The sequence below is a fragment of the Streptomyces sp. SLBN-118 genome (genome assembly GCF_006715635.1).
Taxonomy (GTDB): domain Bacteria; phylum Actinomycetota; class Actinomycetes; order Streptomycetales; family Streptomycetaceae; genus Streptomyces.
The window spans coordinates 2887874-2905743 of sequence record NZ_VFNP01000001.1; the positions used below are offsets into that span (position 1 = coordinate 2887874).

Consider the following 17870-nt stretch of genomic DNA (forward strand, 5'->3'; position numbering starts at 1 on the left):
CCTCGGGATCCCCCGCTCATCCGCCGATGCTCATGCCCGAGCCGAGGAACATGCCTGCCCCGATGAGCAGGATGGTGGCCGGGACCATGAGCATGGTGACGATGCCCGTCGCCTGTGGCACCGCTTTGGACGCCCGGCGACGGGCGTTCTGGGCGTCCGTACGACGCATGTCGTTGGCGATGGCGATCAGGGTGTCGACGATGGGCGCACCGAGTTCCTCACCCTGCTGGAGCGCGGTGACGAACTGGGCCACCTGCTCGGACGCGTTGCGCTTGCGGAGCTGCTCGAAGGCGTCGCGGCGGCTCATCCCCATGTCCATCTGACGGAGCGTGATCTTAAGCTCGTCGGCCCAGGGGCCCCGGTAGCGCTCCGCGACCCGGTCGAGGGCCTGGCGGAATCCGAGGCCCGCGGAGACGACGACCGCGAGTACGTCGAGGAAGTCCGGCAGCGTTCGTTCGATGGCGGCCTTGCGTGCGCGGGTGGCCGCCCAGATCCCCACCTCGGCCCACCAGACGCCGAACGCCACGAACAGCAGGGCGAGGAAGGGGTGCGCGTTGATGAGCAGGGCGAACGCTCCGAGCGCGCCGATGAATCCATAGACGGCGCGGCGGGCGGCGTAACGGTCCACGGTCAGGCCGCCGGGGTTGCCCGCCATGTCGAGCCGTATGCGCAGCTTGTTGACTCGTTTGGGGCCCATCATGCGCAGCACCGCGGGCGCGTAGCGCATGCCGAGGCGGTCGATTCCGCTGCCCACGGCGCTGGTGCGGGTGGAGCCCACTTCGAGGGCGAGTGCCAGATCCGAGGGCAGTCTGGCCTCGGCGCGGTAGAGCCTGATCCCGTAGAGCATGCCGGTGACGGACAGTCCGGCGGCGAGTGCGAGCAGCAGTTCCATGACGCCCCCTCAGACTTCGATCTTGGCAAGTCGGCGGACGAGGAAGAAGCCGACGAGGTAGAGCCCGAGGGCGATCAGGACAACCGCCTGCCCCAGGGTGTTTCCGGTGATCTTGTCCAGTGCGCCGTCCCACACGCTGTCCATGAGCATCAGCATCGCGAGGCCCATCCCGGGGACGATGTACGCGGTCAGCGTCACCTGCGACAGCTGGGTTCGGACCTCGCGGCGGGTCTCCTTGCGCTCTTCCAGCGTCTCCGTGAGGTTGCGCAGGGAGCTGACGATGGCGCCGCCCGAGCGGTTCGACAGGACGAGAGTGGTGACCAGGACGACCAGTTCGCGGGAGGGCAGCCGGTCCGCCAGCTCACCGAGAGCGTCGTCGATGGAATGCCCGAGGGCCAGGGCGCTCGCGACCTTGGCCAGTTCGTCTCCCGCCGGCTCGTCCAGTTCCTCGGCGGCCAGGCTGATCGCCATCCGCAGGGCGAGTCCGGCCTGGGTGGCATTGGCGATGATGCGGGAGAGTTCGGGCAGCTGGTTGATGAACTTCTCGATGCGCTTCTGACGCTGCCAGTTGAGGAAGGCGAAGGCGGACCAGAGCGCGATCAGTCCCGCGATCGGGCCGAAGAAGGAGGCGAGTAACGAGCTGGCGAGGAGCCAGAAGCCGGCCACGGCGGCGACCATGTAGACGAAGAACTCACCGGGGGTGAGATCGAGACCGGTGGCAGCGAGACGACGCTCGATCTTCTTGCCGAAGGAGGTCTGTTTGAGTCTTCGGTCGATGCCCCTGAAGCGCCGTCGCCGCCCGGGAGTGGTGATCTGCTGCGTCGATGACAGGCGATGTTCGAGCGCCGCGCGCTGGGCCCTGCCGGAGGCGTACGTATGGGCGCCCGCGATCAGGAGCGCGCTGAAGAGCAGGGTGGCGCCGATCGTCAGCTGATCCAGTCGATTCATTTCCTGGCACCTGCTCGCTACTTGGCTTCTCTGGAGGCGAGTTGTTCGTCGGACTGTGCGATACCGAAGGCTTGTGGGAGGGGCTGGCCGGTCATGTGGAAGCGGTCGGCCACGCGGCGGGGCAGCGGGTAGTACTCGAAGTGCCCGTAGATCTTGCCGTCGGCTCCCATCGGGCGTGACAGGAAGCGGCAGACAGAGACGATCTTGAATGGCTCGCGCCCGTGCGAGTCGAGGACGGCGATCTCGGTGATCTTCCGGGAGCCGTCGGCATGGCGGGTCAGCTGGACGATGACATCGACGGCGGAGTTGATCTGGTCCTGCAGGGCCGCGAAGGGGACCTCCACCTCGGACATCGAGGCCAGGGTCTGCAGGCGCATCAGCGCGTCCTCGGCGCTGTTGGCGTGGACGGTGGCGAGTGACCCGTCGTGACCGGTTGACATTGCCTGGAGCATGTCAAGCGTTTCGCCACCACGGACCTCACCGACGATGATGCGGTCCGGGCGCATGCGCAGGGAGTTGCGTACCAGGTCGCGAATGGTGATACGTCCCTTGCCCTCGACGTTCGGAGGGCGGGACTCCAGCCGGATCACGTGCGACTGCTGGAGCTGCAGCTCGGCAGAGTCCTCGATGGTGATCACGCGCTCGCCTTCCGGGATCAGTCCGGACAGGGCGTTGAGCAGGGTGGTCTTCCCCGTGCCGGTGGCGCCGGACACGATGATGTTCGTCTTGGACCGCACCAGCGCCGAGAGCAGGTAGAGCATGGGCTCGTCGAGCGATTCCAGGCCGATCAGCTCGTGCAGCGTGAAGGCCCTGGGGAAGCGGCGGATGGTGAGGATGGCGCCGGTCAGCGACAGCGGAGGAATGATCACGTTGACGCGCTCGCCGCTGGGGAGCCGCGCGTCGACCATCGGATTCGACTCGTCCACCCGGCGGTTGACCGTGGAGACGATGCGCTCGATCGTCTGCATCAGCTGGTCGTTGGAGGCAAAGCGCATCGACAGTTGCTCGACCCGGCCACCGCGCTCCACGAAGATCTGGTCCGGGCCGTTGACCATGATCTCGGAGACGGAAGCGTCCTCGAGCAGAGGTTCGAGGATGCCGAGCCCCAGGGCTTCGTCGACCACGCGCCGGATCAGCTGGGCACGCTCCACAGTGGAGAGGACCGGACCTTCCCGGCTGATGATGTGGCCCAGTACCCGCTCCAGGCGGACGCGGCGCTCCACCGCGGCCAGCGCCGACATCTCCGCGAGGTCGATCTCCTGAAGCAGCTTCGCCCGGTAGACCGCGACGAGACGACCGTCTTCACGGTTCCCGCCGTTCTCCTCGGGGGCGCCTCGGCGCTCCAGAAGGCTCATCGGTTTCTCCACCTCTCCTCTCCGGCCGGTCTATTCGTCGGTACGCGGCATGGTGGACGTACGCCGCACCGGGTCGAAGCTGAACCCGGGGATGACCGAGGGGATGTCGACGGTGGCCGTCGCCCTGGCGTCATCGGCCGAACCACTCATGTCAATCCGGGTGCCGGGCTTGATGAGTTCACTGACGGCCGCCTCACCCGCCGCCTTGGCAGCGGCATCGTCGTTGCTCTGCGAACCGATGCGTGCCGCGGTACGGGCGGCCGTCCCCGCCTGCTGCATGGCGTACGCGGCCAGGCCGAACTGGACCAGGCAGATCCCGATGAGAATCAGGATCGGCAGGAATCCGATGTACTCGACCGCGGTCGCGCCCCTGTCGTCTCTGCGCCTGGTCATCGGTTCAGTCCTCCTCCAGAGGCGAACTGGCTTTGCCGGTCACCGTGCCGAACGAGTAGTCGGTCAGGCCGGGTATGAGGACGGGCACCTTCACTCCGACGCTCGCCCGCATCGAGTTGTGCCCGAGGTCGGGAATGCAGTCCGCGCCGAAGTCGAAGTCCGGATCGGCCACTCCCAGGCGGGCGCCCTCCTGGCAGCGCGCGTCCTGCTCCGGCCGCAGATAGCTCACGGCCGCGTCGTGCGCGGCCCGGTCGGCGCCATTGCCCGCCAGGGTGTAGGCGTAACCGAACAGCACGGCCTGCCAGAGCAGCACACACGTGAGGAGAATGACCGGCAGCATGCCGACGAACTCGACCGCTATCTGGCCCCTGTCGCGTTGCCCGTCCGGACGGCACCGGACGGTCCACCTGTGTCTCATCCCCCTGCCCCCCGGTTCCCGTCCCTCGATGCTTCGCCACGTGCGCGGCGTCCGAAGGCGAACGACCCCCGGTCGTTGGCGGCGCGTCCGCCCTTGGTCCTTGTCCTGCCCTCGTTCTGCGCCGTTGTCACCAGGCCGAGCTCTCCGGCCAGGCCCCACAGCGCCTGCTTGACGGTGCTCCTGGCGTCCAGGTCCTGCATCCGCCCGGCGTCGACAGCGCCTTGGAGCTCCTTGAAGTTCGACGGGACGGCGATCCTCGCCACCCGGGTGCCGGTGATCCGCTCGATCAGCGGCGGCTGGATTTCCGTATTGCGCATATGGCGGTTGACCACCATGACCGTCTCTTCCGCCTTGCGGATCTGCAGCCGGTCCCAGAGCCGGACCATGCGTTTGGCCCCGCGCACCGCGACCACGTCCGGGGTGGTCACCAGGACCGCCTTCTCCGCCATTTCGACGGCGGTGGCGTTGGCGCTGCTCATCTGCGAACCGCAGTCGACGACCACGACCTGGTAGCGCTGGCGCAGTGCGCTGACGACCTGCCGCGCCACCCGGTCGGTGACCTCCTCGCCGCGCTCTCCCTCGCCCGGGGCGAGCAGCAGGCCGAGGCCGCTCTCGTGGTGGAAGACCACGTCCTGGAGCACCCGGGGCGAGATGTCCTGGATACCCGCGAGATCGACGATCGAGCGTCGGAACTGCACATCCAGGTACGAGGCGATGTCGCCGGCCTGCAGATCCATGTCCACCAGCGCCGTGGTCCGGCCGGAGGCCTGTGCGGCGAGGGCCAGTTGGACCGCGGTCAGCGTGGTGCCCACGCCACCCTTGCCGCCCGCGACGGCCACGACCGTGCCGCCGGGACCGGAGAAGACCTCGGTGCCCTGGCCGAGGTGACGGCGCACTCCCACGGACCAGCCGGCCGCCGCCTGGACCCGGGTGACCAGCTCCTCGTAACTCAGCGGCAACCCGATCAGACCCCGCGCACCCGAGTCCATGGCGGCCGAGAAGAGCCCGGGGCTGGCGTCGGACGTAATGAGCACGACCCCGACCGCCGGGAAACGCAGGGCCACTTCCCGGATCAGCTCCAGCGCCGGAACCGGCCCGATCCGCTCGTGCACCAGGACGACTTCGGGCAGCTCGTCGATCGACTCTCCGGCCAGCCGGGCCAGGGTGTCCAGGAGCGTGGTCGAGTCGCCCACCGGACCGGCCGGCTCCGCGTCGGGGAGCTGGCTGAGCAGGGTGGTGATGGACCGGGCGGCGTCGGCGTCGCCGACTGCCGGGATGATTCGCGTGGTCATACAGCCCTCACTTGTTCTTGTCTTCGTCGAGGGTGTAGGTGCTGTCCCCCGGGCGCAGCGTGGCCGGGCTGGAGTTACCGAGGAGGGCCAGCCGGACGTGCTCGGCGAAGGACTCCGCGTAGGCAAGCCGCTGTGCGTCCGTGGTGTTGAGGGCGAAGGTGATGGGCACGGCCTGGGTGAGTCCGCTGCCCCGGTCGTTCTTGTCCGGCTGGAGTGCGGTGATACGGCCGACGTCGATGACCTTGGCGTTGGGCACGATGATGCGCGACTGGTCCGCCTCGCCTTCCTTCTTGCCGGCGAACGTGGCGAAGATATTGACCAGAGAACCCGGCGTGATCTTTCCTGCCACACCGGTGGCCGCGTCGATCATGATGGCGATCTCCTGCTCGCCATTGCCGACCGCGGGCTTCCTCACCATCATGTCGTCCTGGAGCAGCGAGCCTTTCTTGAGCTGCGTGACGGCGATCTTTCCCTTGACCACGGACAGATCAGTAACAGCATTCTGCGACAGCCAGCGCTTGGGCATCGAGATCTTCTCGAACTGCCCCGGTTCCAAAGACGTGTAGGGCGCCACATCGGTCTTGATCCGGTATGCCGCGACCTCGGGCCCCACCTTGGAATTCACGTCACTGATGACGGACAGGACACCGGCGAACACACCGAAGGCGCAGAGAACCGACAGGAGCAGAAGTATGACGCCACGGCGCTGACGTGAATTCATGGGCGGGAGAACCTCGTTCAGGAGCGTTGAGGAGCGGACAGAGTCGGAACTGTGCACGTGCCTGAGCTGCTGCGGCCGAGCCGGCGAGGTGGAACCTCCGGGGAGCGGCCGAACCGGTTACGAACCCTGAGGCATCGGAGCCCCTTGGTTCAGGACACCCGTTGTGGGCGTTCGGTTCTCGGCCGGGGCGATCGGTGCGGAGCAGAAACCGCAGCGATCACCGATGAGTTCTCTTCCGCACCAGGTGCACACCTCTCGCCGTACGGACGAAACCAGTTGGTAGAGCACGGAGATATCAGGCAGACAGGCAGCGAATTCGATCAGTCTGGACGTCCCCCACCAGCGGGGGGAATCAGCGGGAAGCGCCGTTTCCGTCATGCCCTGCACCTGCCAGGCGGGAGCGAGAGTCGAGTTCACCCACTCGCTTTGCAACTGTCCCCTTGCAACCAGCAGTTGCGTGCCGAAATCGGGGCCGGAGATCTCTCCGGAGCCAATCTTGACCAGTTGGGGATTCGGGTTCGCCAGCACACCGAACTGGGAGCCGGGGACCCAGGACTTTGCGTGGGACTTCAGGCTCACCGGTACGCGGTCCAGCCTGGTCACGGAGTTGAGCAGAGCCCCCGCATAGATGTAGTGGGACAGCAGCCGGGCGGCGGAGGCCACCACGCCGGCACTGAAGTCGCAGATCGACAACTGCCGTAACTGGCGCACGAGCACAGCCACGCCCAGGGGTGGCAGGTCCAGCTTCAGAAAGGCGATCCGGTCGCTCTCCAGGACCGACCGGACCGTGTGCAGCCGGCGCTCGTGGGCCCTCGCGATGGTCGCGGGATACATCGCGATCACATAGCCGTGCTGCTCCAGAAGGACGCTCATGTCGGCGAGCGCGGCGTCCAGGGGCTGGGCGTCGGGCGAGTGGAGCAGTGCCGCGGTGGGCGTCTGGTGGTCGGTGGGCGGCAGCACCAGATCGGCGCTGGTGACAGCTATCGCGGTGGGCACGCTGTTTCCCCGTTCAGCCCCGGACGCCGGGGGCCCGGCGACCGCAGATACCTACTGCTCCGTGCTTCTGCCCCGCACTTTATCGGCGCCGTACGAGGCAGAGAACACTTTCGGATCTCTGGGCCACAACTCGCACACGCTCCGCACATGCGAAAACGGGCGAAGGGGTCACAAGTCAACTCCCATTTCAGGGGAGTGAGTTCACCTGGGCCCGCGTCCGCCTTTGGGGCCCGCGTTGGGCCTCCGGACCCACGCCAGTCCGGTGCCCCCCTTTGTACGCTCCACTTCCGGTTCCTTGTACGAGAGGCACGTCGACCGAGGGGAGGGCGGAGCGATGACGCGGTACGGCCACCAGGGGGCGCACGAGGAGCGGCGGGGTGCGGCGCTGCTCGCGCTCGTACGGGCCTGGGCGGCCGGTGTCGTCGTCCTCGTCTTCAGCGAGTATCTGTGGGCCACGCTCGTCCGTGACGTTCCGGCGACGGGGCCGCGCATGGAGACCTTCGGCGGCCGGCTGCTGCTGGCCCATGTACCGAACGCGGTGTGCATCGCGACGGCCGTCTGGGCGGCGGCGCGGATTCACCGGGAGCCGTTCCGGGATTCGGTGCCGGGGCATCTGACGGCGGCGTTCGCCGTGCCGGTCGTGGCACTGGCGCTCAACATGGCTGTTCGCCGACAGGAGTTGGCGGCGGAGGGAGTACTGCTGTCCAACGCGGTGCTGGTGGTGGGGTGTGTTGCGGGGTACGCCGCGGACCGGCTGCAGGACGAGGCCTGAGCGCACGGCCGTCCGGCGTCCGGCGTGTGTATACGAATCGGTGCCAGAGGTCTTGACAACCCGATTGGTCTGGACCAGCTTGTACGCCCAGCGGTGGCCACCGTTCCGTAACCCCTCCACACCCCCCAACTCCCCCACCGGAGGCAGCAAGTGGACCGCACCTCACCCTCACGGAGACGCCCCTCCCGAACATGGCTCGGCGGCGTGCTCGCACTCGCTGTCGGGACCGGTCTCACCCTCATGGGCATCACGGGGACCGCGCAGGCCGCCGACGTCAATGTCACCAAGAACGCCGGCTTCGAGTCCGGGCTCGCCAACTGGACCTGCTCCGCGGGCAGCGGGAGCAATGTCTCCTCGCCCGTCCACGGCGGCGCCTCCGCGCTCAAGGGAACTCCAGCCGGGCAGGACAACGCCAAGTGCACCCAGACCGTGGCGGTGAAGCCCAACTCGACGTACACCCTCAGCGCGTGGGTGCAGGGCGGCTACACCTATCTCGGTGCGAGCGGGACCGGGACCACGGACGTGTCCACCTGGACGCCGGACTCGGCCGGCTGGAAACAGCTGTCCACCACCTTCACGACCGGCGCGAGCACGACCTCGGTGACGGTCTACACCCACGGCTGGTACGGGCAGGCCCCCTACTACGCCGACGATGTCAACGTCTTCGGCCCGGACGGCGGAGGTGGCGGCGACCCCTCGCCGACCGTGCCGGCCACCCCGGCCGGGCTCGCGGCGGGCTCGGTGACCTCGTCCTCCGTGGCGCTTTCCTGGAACGCGGTGAGCGGCGCCACGGGTTACAACCTCTACCAGAACGGGACCAAGGTGCAGTCGGTCAGCGGCGCCTCGGCGACCGCGACGGGGCTTGCCGCCTCCACTGCGTACCAGTTCCAGGTGACCGCGACCAACGCGGCCGGTGAGTCTGCGAAGTCCGCCGCGGTGACCGGCACCACCTCCGCATCGGGCGGCAGCGGGGGCGGGGGCACCGTGCCCAAGCACGCGGTGACCGGCTACTGGCAGAACTTCAACAACGGCGCCACCGTCCAGAAGATCAGCGACGTGCCCAGCGCCTACGACATCATCGCCGTCTCCTTCGCCGACGCGACCGGCACACCCGGCGGCGTCACCTTCAACCTCGACTCGGCAGGGCTCGGCGGCTACACCGTCGACCAGTTCAAGGCGGACATCAAGGCCAAGCAGGCGGCGGGCAAGTCCGTGATCATCTCGATCGGCGGCCAGAACGGTACCGTCGGCATCAATGACTCGGCCTCGGCGACGAACTTCGCCAACTCCGTCTACTCGATGATGCAGACGTACGGCTTCGACGGCGTCGACATCGACCTGGAGAACGGCCTCAACTCCACGTACATGACCCAGGCCCTCAGGTCGCTCTCGTCGAAGGCGGGGGCGGGGCTCGTCATCACGATGGCGCCGCAGACCATCGACATGCAGTCGACGTCGAACGAGTACTTCAGGACGGCGCTCAACATCAAGGACATCCTGACCGTCGTCAACATGCAGTACTACAACAGCGGTTCGATGCTCGGCTGCGACGGCAAGGTCTACTCACAGGGCTCGGTCGACTTCCTCACCGCGCTCGCCTGCATCCAGTTGGAGGGCGGCCTCTCCCCGGCCCAGGTCGGGCTCGGTCTGCCCGCATCGACCAGCGGCGCGGGCAGCGGCTATGTGTCGCCGACGATCGTGAACAACGCGCTGGACTGCCTCGCCCGGGGCACGAACTGCGGATCGTTCAAGCCGTCGAAGACCTACCCGTCGCTGCGCGGTGCGATGACCTGGTCCACCAACTGGGACGCCAAGTCCGGCAACGCCTGGTCGAACGCGGTCGGCCCGCACGTGCACGGCCTCCCGTAGCCCTGCCCCACCCGCTGAGACAGCAGCGCCGCCTCTTCCCCGGTGGCGCTGCTGTACGGCCTTGGTCCTGCCGCGCGTACAACCGACGTCCCTCTGGTGCCCCGTGCCGCTACCGCGAACCAGCGGCGGCGGCGTGCAAGATGAACGGTGCCCACGCTGCCCCGGCCGGCCCGCCACCCCACTCGTATGGCCGAAGTTGACCTCTTGACCGGGTCATGCCAGGGACTCACCATGTGCGCACACACCCGCACGACATGCGCCGCAACTGATCAACCCCCCACACTCCACACCCAGGAGACAGCATGCGACTTCGCATCCGCGGCAGAAGGGCCGCTGCCCTCGCGGCACTGCTGGCCATGGCACTGGCCGCGCCAATCACCGCGAACGGCACCGCCACCGCATCGGCGCCGCCCCCCGTCTCGACGGACGAAGACATCCGCCAGTACGAAATCGACATCCACGCCGACAAGGTCACCCGCACGGCGCTCGCCAGGACGGGCGTGACCATCGACGACTCCGACGGCCATGTGGTCATCGTCTCCGCCGACCCGACGGAGGCCGCCAGGCTCAGGTCACTCGGCTACAAGCTGCGGGCGGTGGGCAAGGTCCCCGACCGCCGTGACGGGACGGCCGTGCGGCCGATGGACTTCCCCTCGGCCGACTCCAAGTACCACAACTACGCCGAGATGACCGCCGAACTCAACCATCGCGTCGCGCAGTATCCGTCGATCATGAGCAAGCGCGTCATCGGCAAGTCGTACCAGGGCAGGGACATCGTCGCCATCAAGGTCAGCGACCATGTGGGCACCGACGAGGCCGAGCCCGAAGTGCTCTTCACGCACCATCAGCACGCCCGCGAGCACCTCACCGTCGAGATGGCGCTCTATCTGGTGCGCGAGCTCGGCGCGGGCTACGGCAGCGACTCGCGGATCACCAACGCCGTCAACGGCCGCGAGATCTGGATCGTGCCCGACCTCAACCCCGACGGCGGCGAGTACGACATCGCCACCGGCTCGTACCGCAGCTGGCGCAAGAACCGCCAGCCCAACTCCGGTTCCTCGTACGTCGGTACCGACCTCAACCGCAACTGGGCCTACAAGTGGGGATGCTGCGGCGGCTCCTCAGGCAGCAAGTCGTCCGACATCTACCGAGGTTCGGCCGGCGAGTCGGCGCCCGAGGTGAAGGTCGTCGCCGACTTCGTACGCAGCCGCGTCGTCGGCGGCAAGCAGCAGATCAAGACCGGCATCGACTTCCACACGTACAGCGAGCTGGTGCTCTGGCCGTACGGCTACACCTACAGCGACACCGGGCCCGGGCTCACCAAGGACGACCGGGACGCGTACGCCGCCGTCGGCAAGAAGATGGCCGCTAGCAACGGCTACACGCCCGAGCAGTCCAGCGATCTGTACATCACGGACGGCACGATCGACGACTGGCTGTGGGGCAACCAGAAGATCTTCAGCTACACGTTCGAGATGTACCCGTCCTCGGGCGGCGGCGGCTTCTACCCGCCCGACGAGGTAATCGAACGCGAGACGAGCCGCAACCGGGACGCTGTGCTCCAGCTTCTGGAGAACTCCGACTGCATGTACCGCTCGATCGGCAAGGAGCAGCAGTACTGCACGAGTTGATACGGAAGGGGGCGCCCCGGGGAGCCCGGGGCGCCTTTTCGTGTCCGTGCCCACTGGAGCGCCAGACTGAGCGCCGCCGCCACCGCGAAGCCCGAGACCGACAGGACCGGCTCCACGACCGTCCAGGACTTCAGCGTGTCCCGCTCCGAGATCCCGAAGTACTTCGCCACGATCCAGAAGCCCCCGTCGTTGACGTGCGAGGCGAAGATCGAGCCGGCCGAGATCGCCATGATGACCAGTGCAAGGAAGGCCTGGGAGTGGTCGCCGTTCTCGACAAGCGGCAGCACGATGCCTGCCGTGGTGACGATCGCGACCGTCGCCGACCCCAGCGCGACACGCAGCACCAGCGCGATGAGAGAGGCGAGCACGATGACGGGCAGGCCGATGCCGTTGAAGGCGTCGGACAGCGCCTGGGCGACGCCACTTGCCTTCAGCACGGCACCGAAGATGCCGCCCGCGCCGACCACGAGCAGGATGTTGCCGACCGGCTTCAGCGAGGATGTCGACACGGTGTCCAGGGACTTGCGGGACCAGCCGCGGCGCGCAGGCCCAGCAGGTAGTACGCCATCAGGAGTGCGATCGTCAGGGCGACGAAGGGGCTGCCGAAGAACTCGATGACCGAGCGCGGGGTCGAGGGGTCCAGTGCGATGGACGAGAACGTGGCGGCGAGGATCAGGACCAGCGGCGTACCGATGATGGTGAGGACGGTGCCGAGGGAGACCGGGCGCTCCTGCGCAGTTCGGCCCGCGGCGCTCCGCTCGGCAAGGACGGCGGCCTTCGCGTCCGCCGCGGCCTCCACCATGTCCTGCGGGACCGCGACGAAGAGGCGGTTGCCGATCCAGGCGGCGTACCCCCAGGCGGCGAGGACCGCCGGGAGGCCGACGAGGACACCCATGAGGACGACCCAGCCGAGCGAGACATGGAGCAGACCGGCGGCGGCGACCGGGCCGGGGTGCGGCGGCAGGAAGGCGTGGGTCATCGACAGGCCCGCCAGCAGGGGCATCGCGTACAGCAGGACGGACCGGCCGGAGCGCTTGGCGGCCGCCCGGGAAAGCCGGACGACCACGTGAAGCCGCGATGCGACATTGCGGGGAACGTAAGTCGCAGGGCGAGCCCGGGAAAGCCGGACGACCACGTGAAGCCGCGATGCGACATTGCGGGGAACGTAAGTCGCAGGGCGAGCCCGGGAAAGCCGGACGACCACGTGAAGCCGCGATGCGACAAGGGGGGCACGGGGGACCGCGGGACGGCGCTTCGTGAAAGAGCGCCGCCCCGTGCGACGGGGGACCGAACAAGGTCAGACGAAGGTCAGCCGAGGACTGCCAGAGCGTCGATCTCGATGAGGAGGCCCGCGGGGAGGCCGACGTACACGGTCGTACGGGCGGAGGCGGGGGCCCCCAGGCCCTGCTCGTCGAAGTAGGAGTTGTAGATCGCGTTCATCTCGGCGAAGTGGGCCGTGTCCGTGAGGTAGACGCGCATCATCATCACGTCGTCCCAGCTCGCGCCGCCCTCTTCGAGGACCGCCTTGACGTTGGCCAGGGTCTGGAGAGTCTGCTCACGCAGGGTGGGACCCGCGGGGGTGGGGGCCTGCCCCTCGACGGCCGGCAGGAAGCCGACCTGGCCGGCGACCTGGAGGATGTTGCCCTTCTTGACGCCGTGGGAGAACTTCGCGGGCGGTGCGGTGTGGGTGGCGGGGGTGATCGCGATCTTCTCGCTCATGGAGCTTCCTTCGCAGGGAGGTTGCCGTTGCTTCCTGAGTACTCGCGGCTGATGGCGTCGGCGGTGCGGCGCACCAGCGGAAGGAGGGTGAGGAGTTCCTCGGCGGTGACGACGACATTCGGCGCCGAGACCGACATGGCGGCGACGACGCGGCCGTCGGCGCCGCGGACGGCGGCCGCGATGCAGTTGATGGACTCCTCGTGGCCGCCGAGGTCGGTGGCCCAACCCTGGTCGCGTACGCCGGCGAGTTCCTTGAGGAACGCGGCGGAGTCCGGGATCGAACGGGATGTGTACATGGGGTAGTCGAGCTTCTCCGCGAGGGCGCGGCGCTCGGGCTCGGGCAGGTCGGCGAGGAGCAGTTTCGCCACCGCGGCGACGGTGATCGCGACGGGCTTGCCGATCCGCGAGTACATCCGGACGGGATAGCGGCTCTCGACCTTGTCGATGTAGAGAACCTCGCTCTCCTCGTACACGGCGAGGTGGACGGTGTGACCGATCTGCTCGTTGAGGGCGACGAGATGGGGGTGGGCGATCTCGCGTACGTCGAGGTTCTCGACGGCTTCCTGGGCGAGGGCGAAGAGGCGGGCGCCGAGGCGGTAGCGCTGGTCCTGCTGGCGGTAGACGAGTCCGTGCTCGTGGAGCGTACGCAGCAGCCGCAGCGCGGTGGACTTGTGCACGCCGAGGCGTTCGGCGACCTGCCCGAGGTCGGCGGGTCCCTGGGCGAGCAGGGGAAGGATGCTCAGCGCACGGTCGACGGTCTGGCTCATGGGATACGTACCTCCTGCGGGTCCTGCGAGCCGTGCTCCGGGGCCGCGGTCCAGCCGGGGCCGAGTCGCAGTCTCCCCCAGTCACGGTTGTCGAGTGCGACAAGCCGGTCGGCACACGCCCGCGGAGGCGGAGTGGCCAGGTCGCCGGCGACGGTGAGGGTGGCGGCGGCCATGAGATGCCCGTGCCGCAGCCGGTGGTGAACGGGGAGCCCCCGGAGGGTGGCGGAGAGGAAACCGGCGGCGAAGGCGTCCCCGGCGCCGACGTGCGCGACCACGTCGACGCGGGGCGCGGGCGCGTGGGTGACGGTGTCGGGGCCGCCGCCGTTACTGGCGTACGCCACCGCCCCCTCTGCTCCCCGCTTCACCACAACCACCTCCGGCTCCGCCAGCGCCTCGCGGATCGCCGCAGCGCCCCGCAGCCCCCACGCCTCCCCCGCCTCGTCCTCCCCGACGAAGACGATGTCCGCGCCGCGGGCCAGGTCGAGCAGTACGTGCGCGCCGGCGTCGGTGTCCCACAGGCCAGGACGGTGGTTGACGTCGAAGGAGACCGGCGGACGCCCCGGACGCCGCGCCGTGAGTTCGCGCATCAGGGCCAGGCAGTCCGCCGACAGCGCCGCCGTGATCCCCGACAGATGCAGAATTCGCCCCGCCCACACATCCTCGTACCGCACCGTCGACGGCGACATCGCGGATGCCGCGGACCCCGCCCGGTAGTAGCGGACCTCGTGCGCGTCCGACGCGCGGTCGCCCGCCGTACGGAAGTAGATCCCCGTCGGCCGCAGCGGATCGCGCTGCACCGCCGACGTGTCGACGCCGAACGACGCCATCGCCGCGACCAGGTGCTCGCCGAAGCCGTCCGCGCCCACCCGGCCGATCCACCTCGCGCTGTGGCCGGAAGCCGCGAGAGAGCAGGCCACGTTGGACTCGGCTCCGCCGATACCGCGTACGAAGGACGGCACATCGGCGAGGCGGCCCGGCGCCGTGGGCACAAACGTGACCATGGACTCGCCGAGGCAGACGATGTCCACGGGGCCGGGGTCGGGTCCGGGCACGTCGGGGGTCACGATCCCTCAGGCCTCCTCATGCGTCGGACGCCGGGCACATCATTGACCGGGCGTTGGCTCGGATGTTAGACAGCCGTCAGCGAGATGCGCAATGGTCGTTGCATATAATGCAACGCCCTGACCGAGGAGGACCCATGGCAGGCGACACCACCGTCGGACAACTCGCCGACGAACCCGTCGACCACCGTTTCAAGGCACTCCCCCCGGACGCCGAGACCGCCCGTCTCACCGTCGGCGCTCTCGCCGCCCAGCGCCGCAACCTCTTCACCGGCGGCTTCACCACCCCCGTCCTCGCACTCTCCGCCGAGTCCGTCGAGCACAACCTCGCCCTCCTGGAGACCTACTCCAAGCGCCACGGCCTCGCCTTCGCCCCGCACGGCAAGACGTCCATGTCCCCCCAGATCTTCGACCGCCAGCTCGCGCACGGCGCCTGGGGCATCACCGCCGCCGTCCCCCACCAGGCCCGCGTCTACCGCGCCTACGGCATCCAGCGGATCTTCCTGGCCAACGAGATCGTCGACCCGGCCGCCCTGCGCTGGCTCGCGCAAGAGCTGGACGCCGACTCCGGCTTCCGCTGCATTTGTTACGTGGACTCCGTACGCGGCGTGGAGCTGATGGACGAAGCGCTCAAGGGAGCCTCCCGCCCCCTTGACGTCGTCGTCGAACTCGGCGCCGGCGAGGGCGCCCGCACCGGAGCGCGTACGGAGGCCGACTGCGCCGCCGTCGCCGATGCCGTCGCCGCCGCGCCCACCCTGCGTCTCGTCGGGGTCGCGGGCTACGAGGCCGAGGTCCCCCAGGCCGATGACGACCGCGTCCACGCCTGGCTGCGCCGCCTCACCGCGCTCGCCGCCGACTTCGACAAGGACGGCCGCTACGAGGGAGCCGACGAGATCGTCGTCAGCGCGGGCGGCAGCGCCTGGTTCGACGCGGTCGCCGACGTCTTCGGCCAGATCCCCGAACTCTCGCGTCCCGTACTGAAGTTGCTCCGCTCGGGCGCGTACGTCTCGCACGACGACGGCCACTACCGCCACCTCACCCCCTTCAACCGGGTCCCCGAGGAGGGCGCCCTCCAGCCCGCCTTCCGTCTCTGGGCCCAGGTCGTCTCCCGCCCGTCGCCCGAGCAGGCCTTCGTCAACGGGGGCAAGCGGGACGCCGCGCACGACCTCGACCTGCCCGAGGCCCAGGTCGTCCGCGACGCCCGCACCGGCGAGATCCGCCCGGCCGCCGGTATCAGCGTCAGCGGCCTGTCCGACCAGCACGGCTGGCTGCGCACCACCCCGGAGGCAGACCTGGAGGTCGGCGACTGGGTCGGCATGGGCCTGTCCCACCCGTGCACGAGCTTCGACAAGTGGCAGCTGATCCCGCTGGTCGAGGCGGACGGCACGGTCACCGACTTCATCCGCACCTTCTTCTGAGAGGCCGGGCCATGGACCTCGCCATCCGCGGCGTGCGCGTCATCGACGGCTCCGGCGGCCCCTCGTACCGCGCCGACGTCGGCCTGGACGGCGGCCGTATCAGTGCCATCCGCCGCGAGGGCGAACCCGCCCTGTCCGCCGCGCGCACCGTCGACGCGCAGGGACTGGCCCTGTCCCCCGGCTTCATCGACATGCACGCGCACAGCGACCTCGCCCTGCTGCGCGACCCGGCGCACGAGGCGAAGGCCGCTCAGGGCGTCACGCTCGAAGTCCTCGGCCAGGACGGACTGTCGTACGCCCCCGTCGACGATGCGACGCTCACCGAGGTCCGCCAGGCCATCACCGGCTGGAACGGCGGTGAGCCCGGGGACACCTCCGTCGACTTCGACTGGCGTACGGTCGGCGAGTATCTCGACCGCCTGGACCGGGGCATCGCGGTCAACGCCGCGTATCTCGTCCCGCAGGGCACCGTCCGCATGTACGCGGTGGGCTGGGACGACCGCCCGGCGACCCCCGCCGAGCTGGCCCGTATGCGGCAGCTCGTCGCCGAGGGCCTCGAACAGGGCGCGGTCGGCATGTCCTCCGGCCTGACCTACACGCCCGGCATGTACGCGGGCGACGCCGAACTGACCGAGCTGTGCCGGGTGGTGGCGCGCTACGGCGGCTACTACTGCCCCCATCACCGCTCGTACGGCGCCGGGGCGCTGAAGGCCTACGAGGAGATGGTCGGCCTCGCGCGCGAGGCCGGCTGCGCCCTCCATCTCGCGCACGCCACCATGAACTTCGGCGTGAACAAGGGCAAGGCCCCCGATCTGCTTGCCCTGCTCGACACGGCTCTGGACGCCGGAGCCGACATCAGCCTCGACACCTACCCCTACACCCCCGGCTGCACCACGCTCGTGGCGATGCTGCCGAGCTGGGCGAGCGAGGGCGGACCCGAGGCGGTCCTGGCCCGCCTCCAGGACGAGGAGTGCGCCGAAAAGATCCGCCACCACCTGGAGGAGATCGGCTCGGACGGCTGCCACGGTGTTCCCATCGAGTGGGACACCGTCGAGGTCTCCGGTGTGAGCGACCGCGGGCTCGGGAGCTGTGTCGGCACGACGGTCCAGGAGTTGGCCGAGGCCCGCGGCGAGGCCCCCTGGGCGACCGCCCGCCGCCTCCTGATCGACGACCGGCTCGGATCGATGATCCTCCAGCACGTCGGCCACGAGGAGAACGTCCGGCAGATCATGCGCCACCGCGTCCACACCGGCGGCAGCGACGGCATCCTGCAGGGCCACAAGCCGCACCCGCGGGCGTACGGAACCTTCCCGCAGTATCTCGGCCGGTACGCACGGGAGTTGGGCATCCTCTCCCTGGAGGAGGCCGTCGCCCACCTCACTTCCCGTCCGGCCGCCCGGCTGCGCCTGCCGGACCGTGGCCTTGTCCGCGAGGGCTACCGGGCCGACCTGGTGCTGTTCGACCCGGAGACGGTCGCCGCGGGCTCGACCTTCGAAGCACCTCGTACGCTGCCGGCCGGCATCCCCTATGTGCTGATCGACGGCCGGTTCGTGATCGAGGACGGTTCGCGTACGGACGTACTGGCGGGCCGGTCGGTGCGCAGGACGCCCGCCTGAGC

The 17870-nt window shown here is 69.0% G+C and carries 16 protein-coding genes and 1 pseudogene; 5 read left to right on the forward strand and 12 right to left on the reverse strand.

What is annotated here, in order from left to right:
- Positions 1-16: 16 nt before the first annotated feature.
- The 8 genes from FBY35_RS12940 to FBY35_RS12975 form a co-directional block, all read right to left on the reverse strand.
- Positions 17-892, reverse strand: coding sequence for a DUF5936 domain-containing protein (locus FBY35_RS12940; RefSeq protein ID WP_142213948.1), 876 nt, complete (start codon positions 890-892; stop codon positions 17-19).
- A gap of 9 nt (positions 893-901) precedes the next feature.
- The gene (locus FBY35_RS12945; RefSeq protein ID WP_142213949.1) at positions 902-1840 is read right to left on the reverse strand and encodes a type II secretion system F family protein; all 939 of its coding nucleotides are present in this window, start codon (positions 1838-1840) and stop codon (positions 902-904) included.
- Between the two features lie 17 nt (positions 1841-1857).
- Positions 1858-3195, reverse strand: coding sequence for a CpaF family protein (locus FBY35_RS12950; RefSeq protein ID WP_142213950.1), 1338 nt, complete (start codon positions 3193-3195; stop codon positions 1858-1860).
- A 30-nt stretch (positions 3196-3225) separates the two neighbouring features.
- Positions 3226-3588: a TadE/TadG family type IV pilus assembly protein gene (locus tag FBY35_RS12955; RefSeq protein WP_142213951.1), complete on the reverse strand. Its 363-nt coding sequence runs from the start codon at positions 3586-3588 to the stop codon at positions 3226-3228.
- 4 nt (positions 3589-3592) lie between these two features.
- The gene (locus FBY35_RS12960) at positions 3593-4006 is read right to left on the reverse strand and encodes a TadE/TadG family type IV pilus assembly protein (protein ID WP_142213952.1); all 414 of its coding nucleotides are present in this window, start codon (positions 4004-4006) and stop codon (positions 3593-3595) included.
- A complete protein-coding gene (locus tag FBY35_RS12965; protein WP_142213953.1) occupies positions 4003-5298 on the reverse strand; it encodes a P-loop NTPase in 1296 nt (431 codons plus the stop codon). The genes FBY35_RS12960 and FBY35_RS12965 overlap by 4 nt, the downstream gene beginning before the upstream one ends.
- 7 nt (positions 5299-5305) lie before the next feature.
- Positions 5306-6019 (reverse strand): Flp pilus assembly protein CpaB, encoded by a 714-nt coding sequence (gene cpaB, locus FBY35_RS12970; RefSeq protein WP_142213954.1) that lies wholly within the window; start codon positions 6017-6019, stop codon positions 5306-5308.
- A 117-nt stretch (positions 6020-6136) separates the two neighbouring features.
- Positions 6137-7015: a hypothetical protein gene (locus FBY35_RS12975; RefSeq protein WP_142213955.1), complete on the reverse strand. Its 879-nt coding sequence runs from the start codon at positions 7013-7015 to the stop codon at positions 6137-6139.
- Positions 7016-7349: 334 nt separating this feature from the next.
- Here FBY35_RS12975 and FBY35_RS12980 point away from each other — a divergent pair, with 334 nt between their 5' ends.
- The 3 genes from FBY35_RS12980 to FBY35_RS12990 all read left to right on the forward strand — a co-directional run bounded on the left by FBY35_RS12980 (position 7350) and on the right by FBY35_RS12990 (position 11287).
- Positions 7350-7787, forward strand: coding sequence for a hypothetical protein (locus FBY35_RS12980; RefSeq protein WP_142213956.1), 438 nt, complete (start codon positions 7350-7352; stop codon positions 7785-7787).
- Positions 7788-8027: 240 nt separating this feature from the next.
- On the forward strand, positions 8028-9656 hold the full coding sequence (locus tag FBY35_RS12985) for a chitinase (RefSeq protein ID WP_142215040.1): 1629 nt from the start codon (positions 8028-8030) through the stop codon (positions 9654-9656).
- A 302-nt stretch (positions 9657-9958) separates the two neighbouring features.
- Complete coding sequence (locus FBY35_RS12990; RefSeq protein ID WP_142213957.1) at positions 9959-11287, forward strand: M14 family metallopeptidase; 1329 nt, start codon at positions 9959-9961, stop codon at positions 11285-11287.
- A gap of 56 nt (positions 11288-11343) precedes the next feature.
- Here FBY35_RS12990 and FBY35_RS12995 read toward each other — a convergent pair.
- From FBY35_RS12995 to FBY35_RS13010, 4 genes and pseudogenes are all read right to left on the reverse strand, one after another.
- Positions 11344-12335: pseudogene (locus tag FBY35_RS12995) on the reverse strand (GntP family permease); the annotation flags it as partial.
- A gap of 260 nt (positions 12336-12595) precedes the next feature.
- Positions 12596-13006, reverse strand: coding sequence for a RidA family protein (locus tag FBY35_RS13000; RefSeq protein ID WP_142213958.1), 411 nt, complete (start codon positions 13004-13006; stop codon positions 12596-12598).
- On the reverse strand, positions 13003-13773 hold the full coding sequence (locus FBY35_RS13005) for an IclR family transcriptional regulator (RefSeq protein ID WP_142213959.1): 771 nt from the start codon (positions 13771-13773) through the stop codon (positions 13003-13005). Before FBY35_RS13005 ends, FBY35_RS13000 begins: the two co-directional genes overlap by 4 nt.
- On the reverse strand, positions 13770-14825 hold the full coding sequence (locus tag FBY35_RS13010; protein ID WP_399208380.1) for a sugar kinase: 1056 nt from the start codon (positions 14823-14825) through the stop codon (positions 13770-13772). Before FBY35_RS13010 ends, FBY35_RS13005 begins: the two co-directional genes overlap by 4 nt.
- A gap of 146 nt (positions 14826-14971) precedes the next feature.
- On the opposite strand from FBY35_RS13010, the gene FBY35_RS13015 reads away from it, so the two are divergent.
- Both FBY35_RS13015 and FBY35_RS13020 read left to right on the forward strand, forming a co-directional pair.
- Positions 14972-16252 (forward strand): amino acid deaminase, encoded by a 1281-nt coding sequence (locus FBY35_RS13015; protein WP_142213960.1) that lies wholly within the window; start codon positions 14972-14974, stop codon positions 16250-16252.
- 11 nt (positions 16253-16263) lie between these two features.
- Positions 16264-17868 carry an amidohydrolase family protein gene (locus FBY35_RS13020; RefSeq protein WP_142213961.1) on the forward strand — a complete coding sequence of 535 codons (1605 nt, stop codon included), beginning with the start codon at positions 16264-16266 and terminating at the stop codon, positions 17866-17868.
- The last annotated feature ends 2 nt before the right edge of the window (positions 17869-17870 follow it).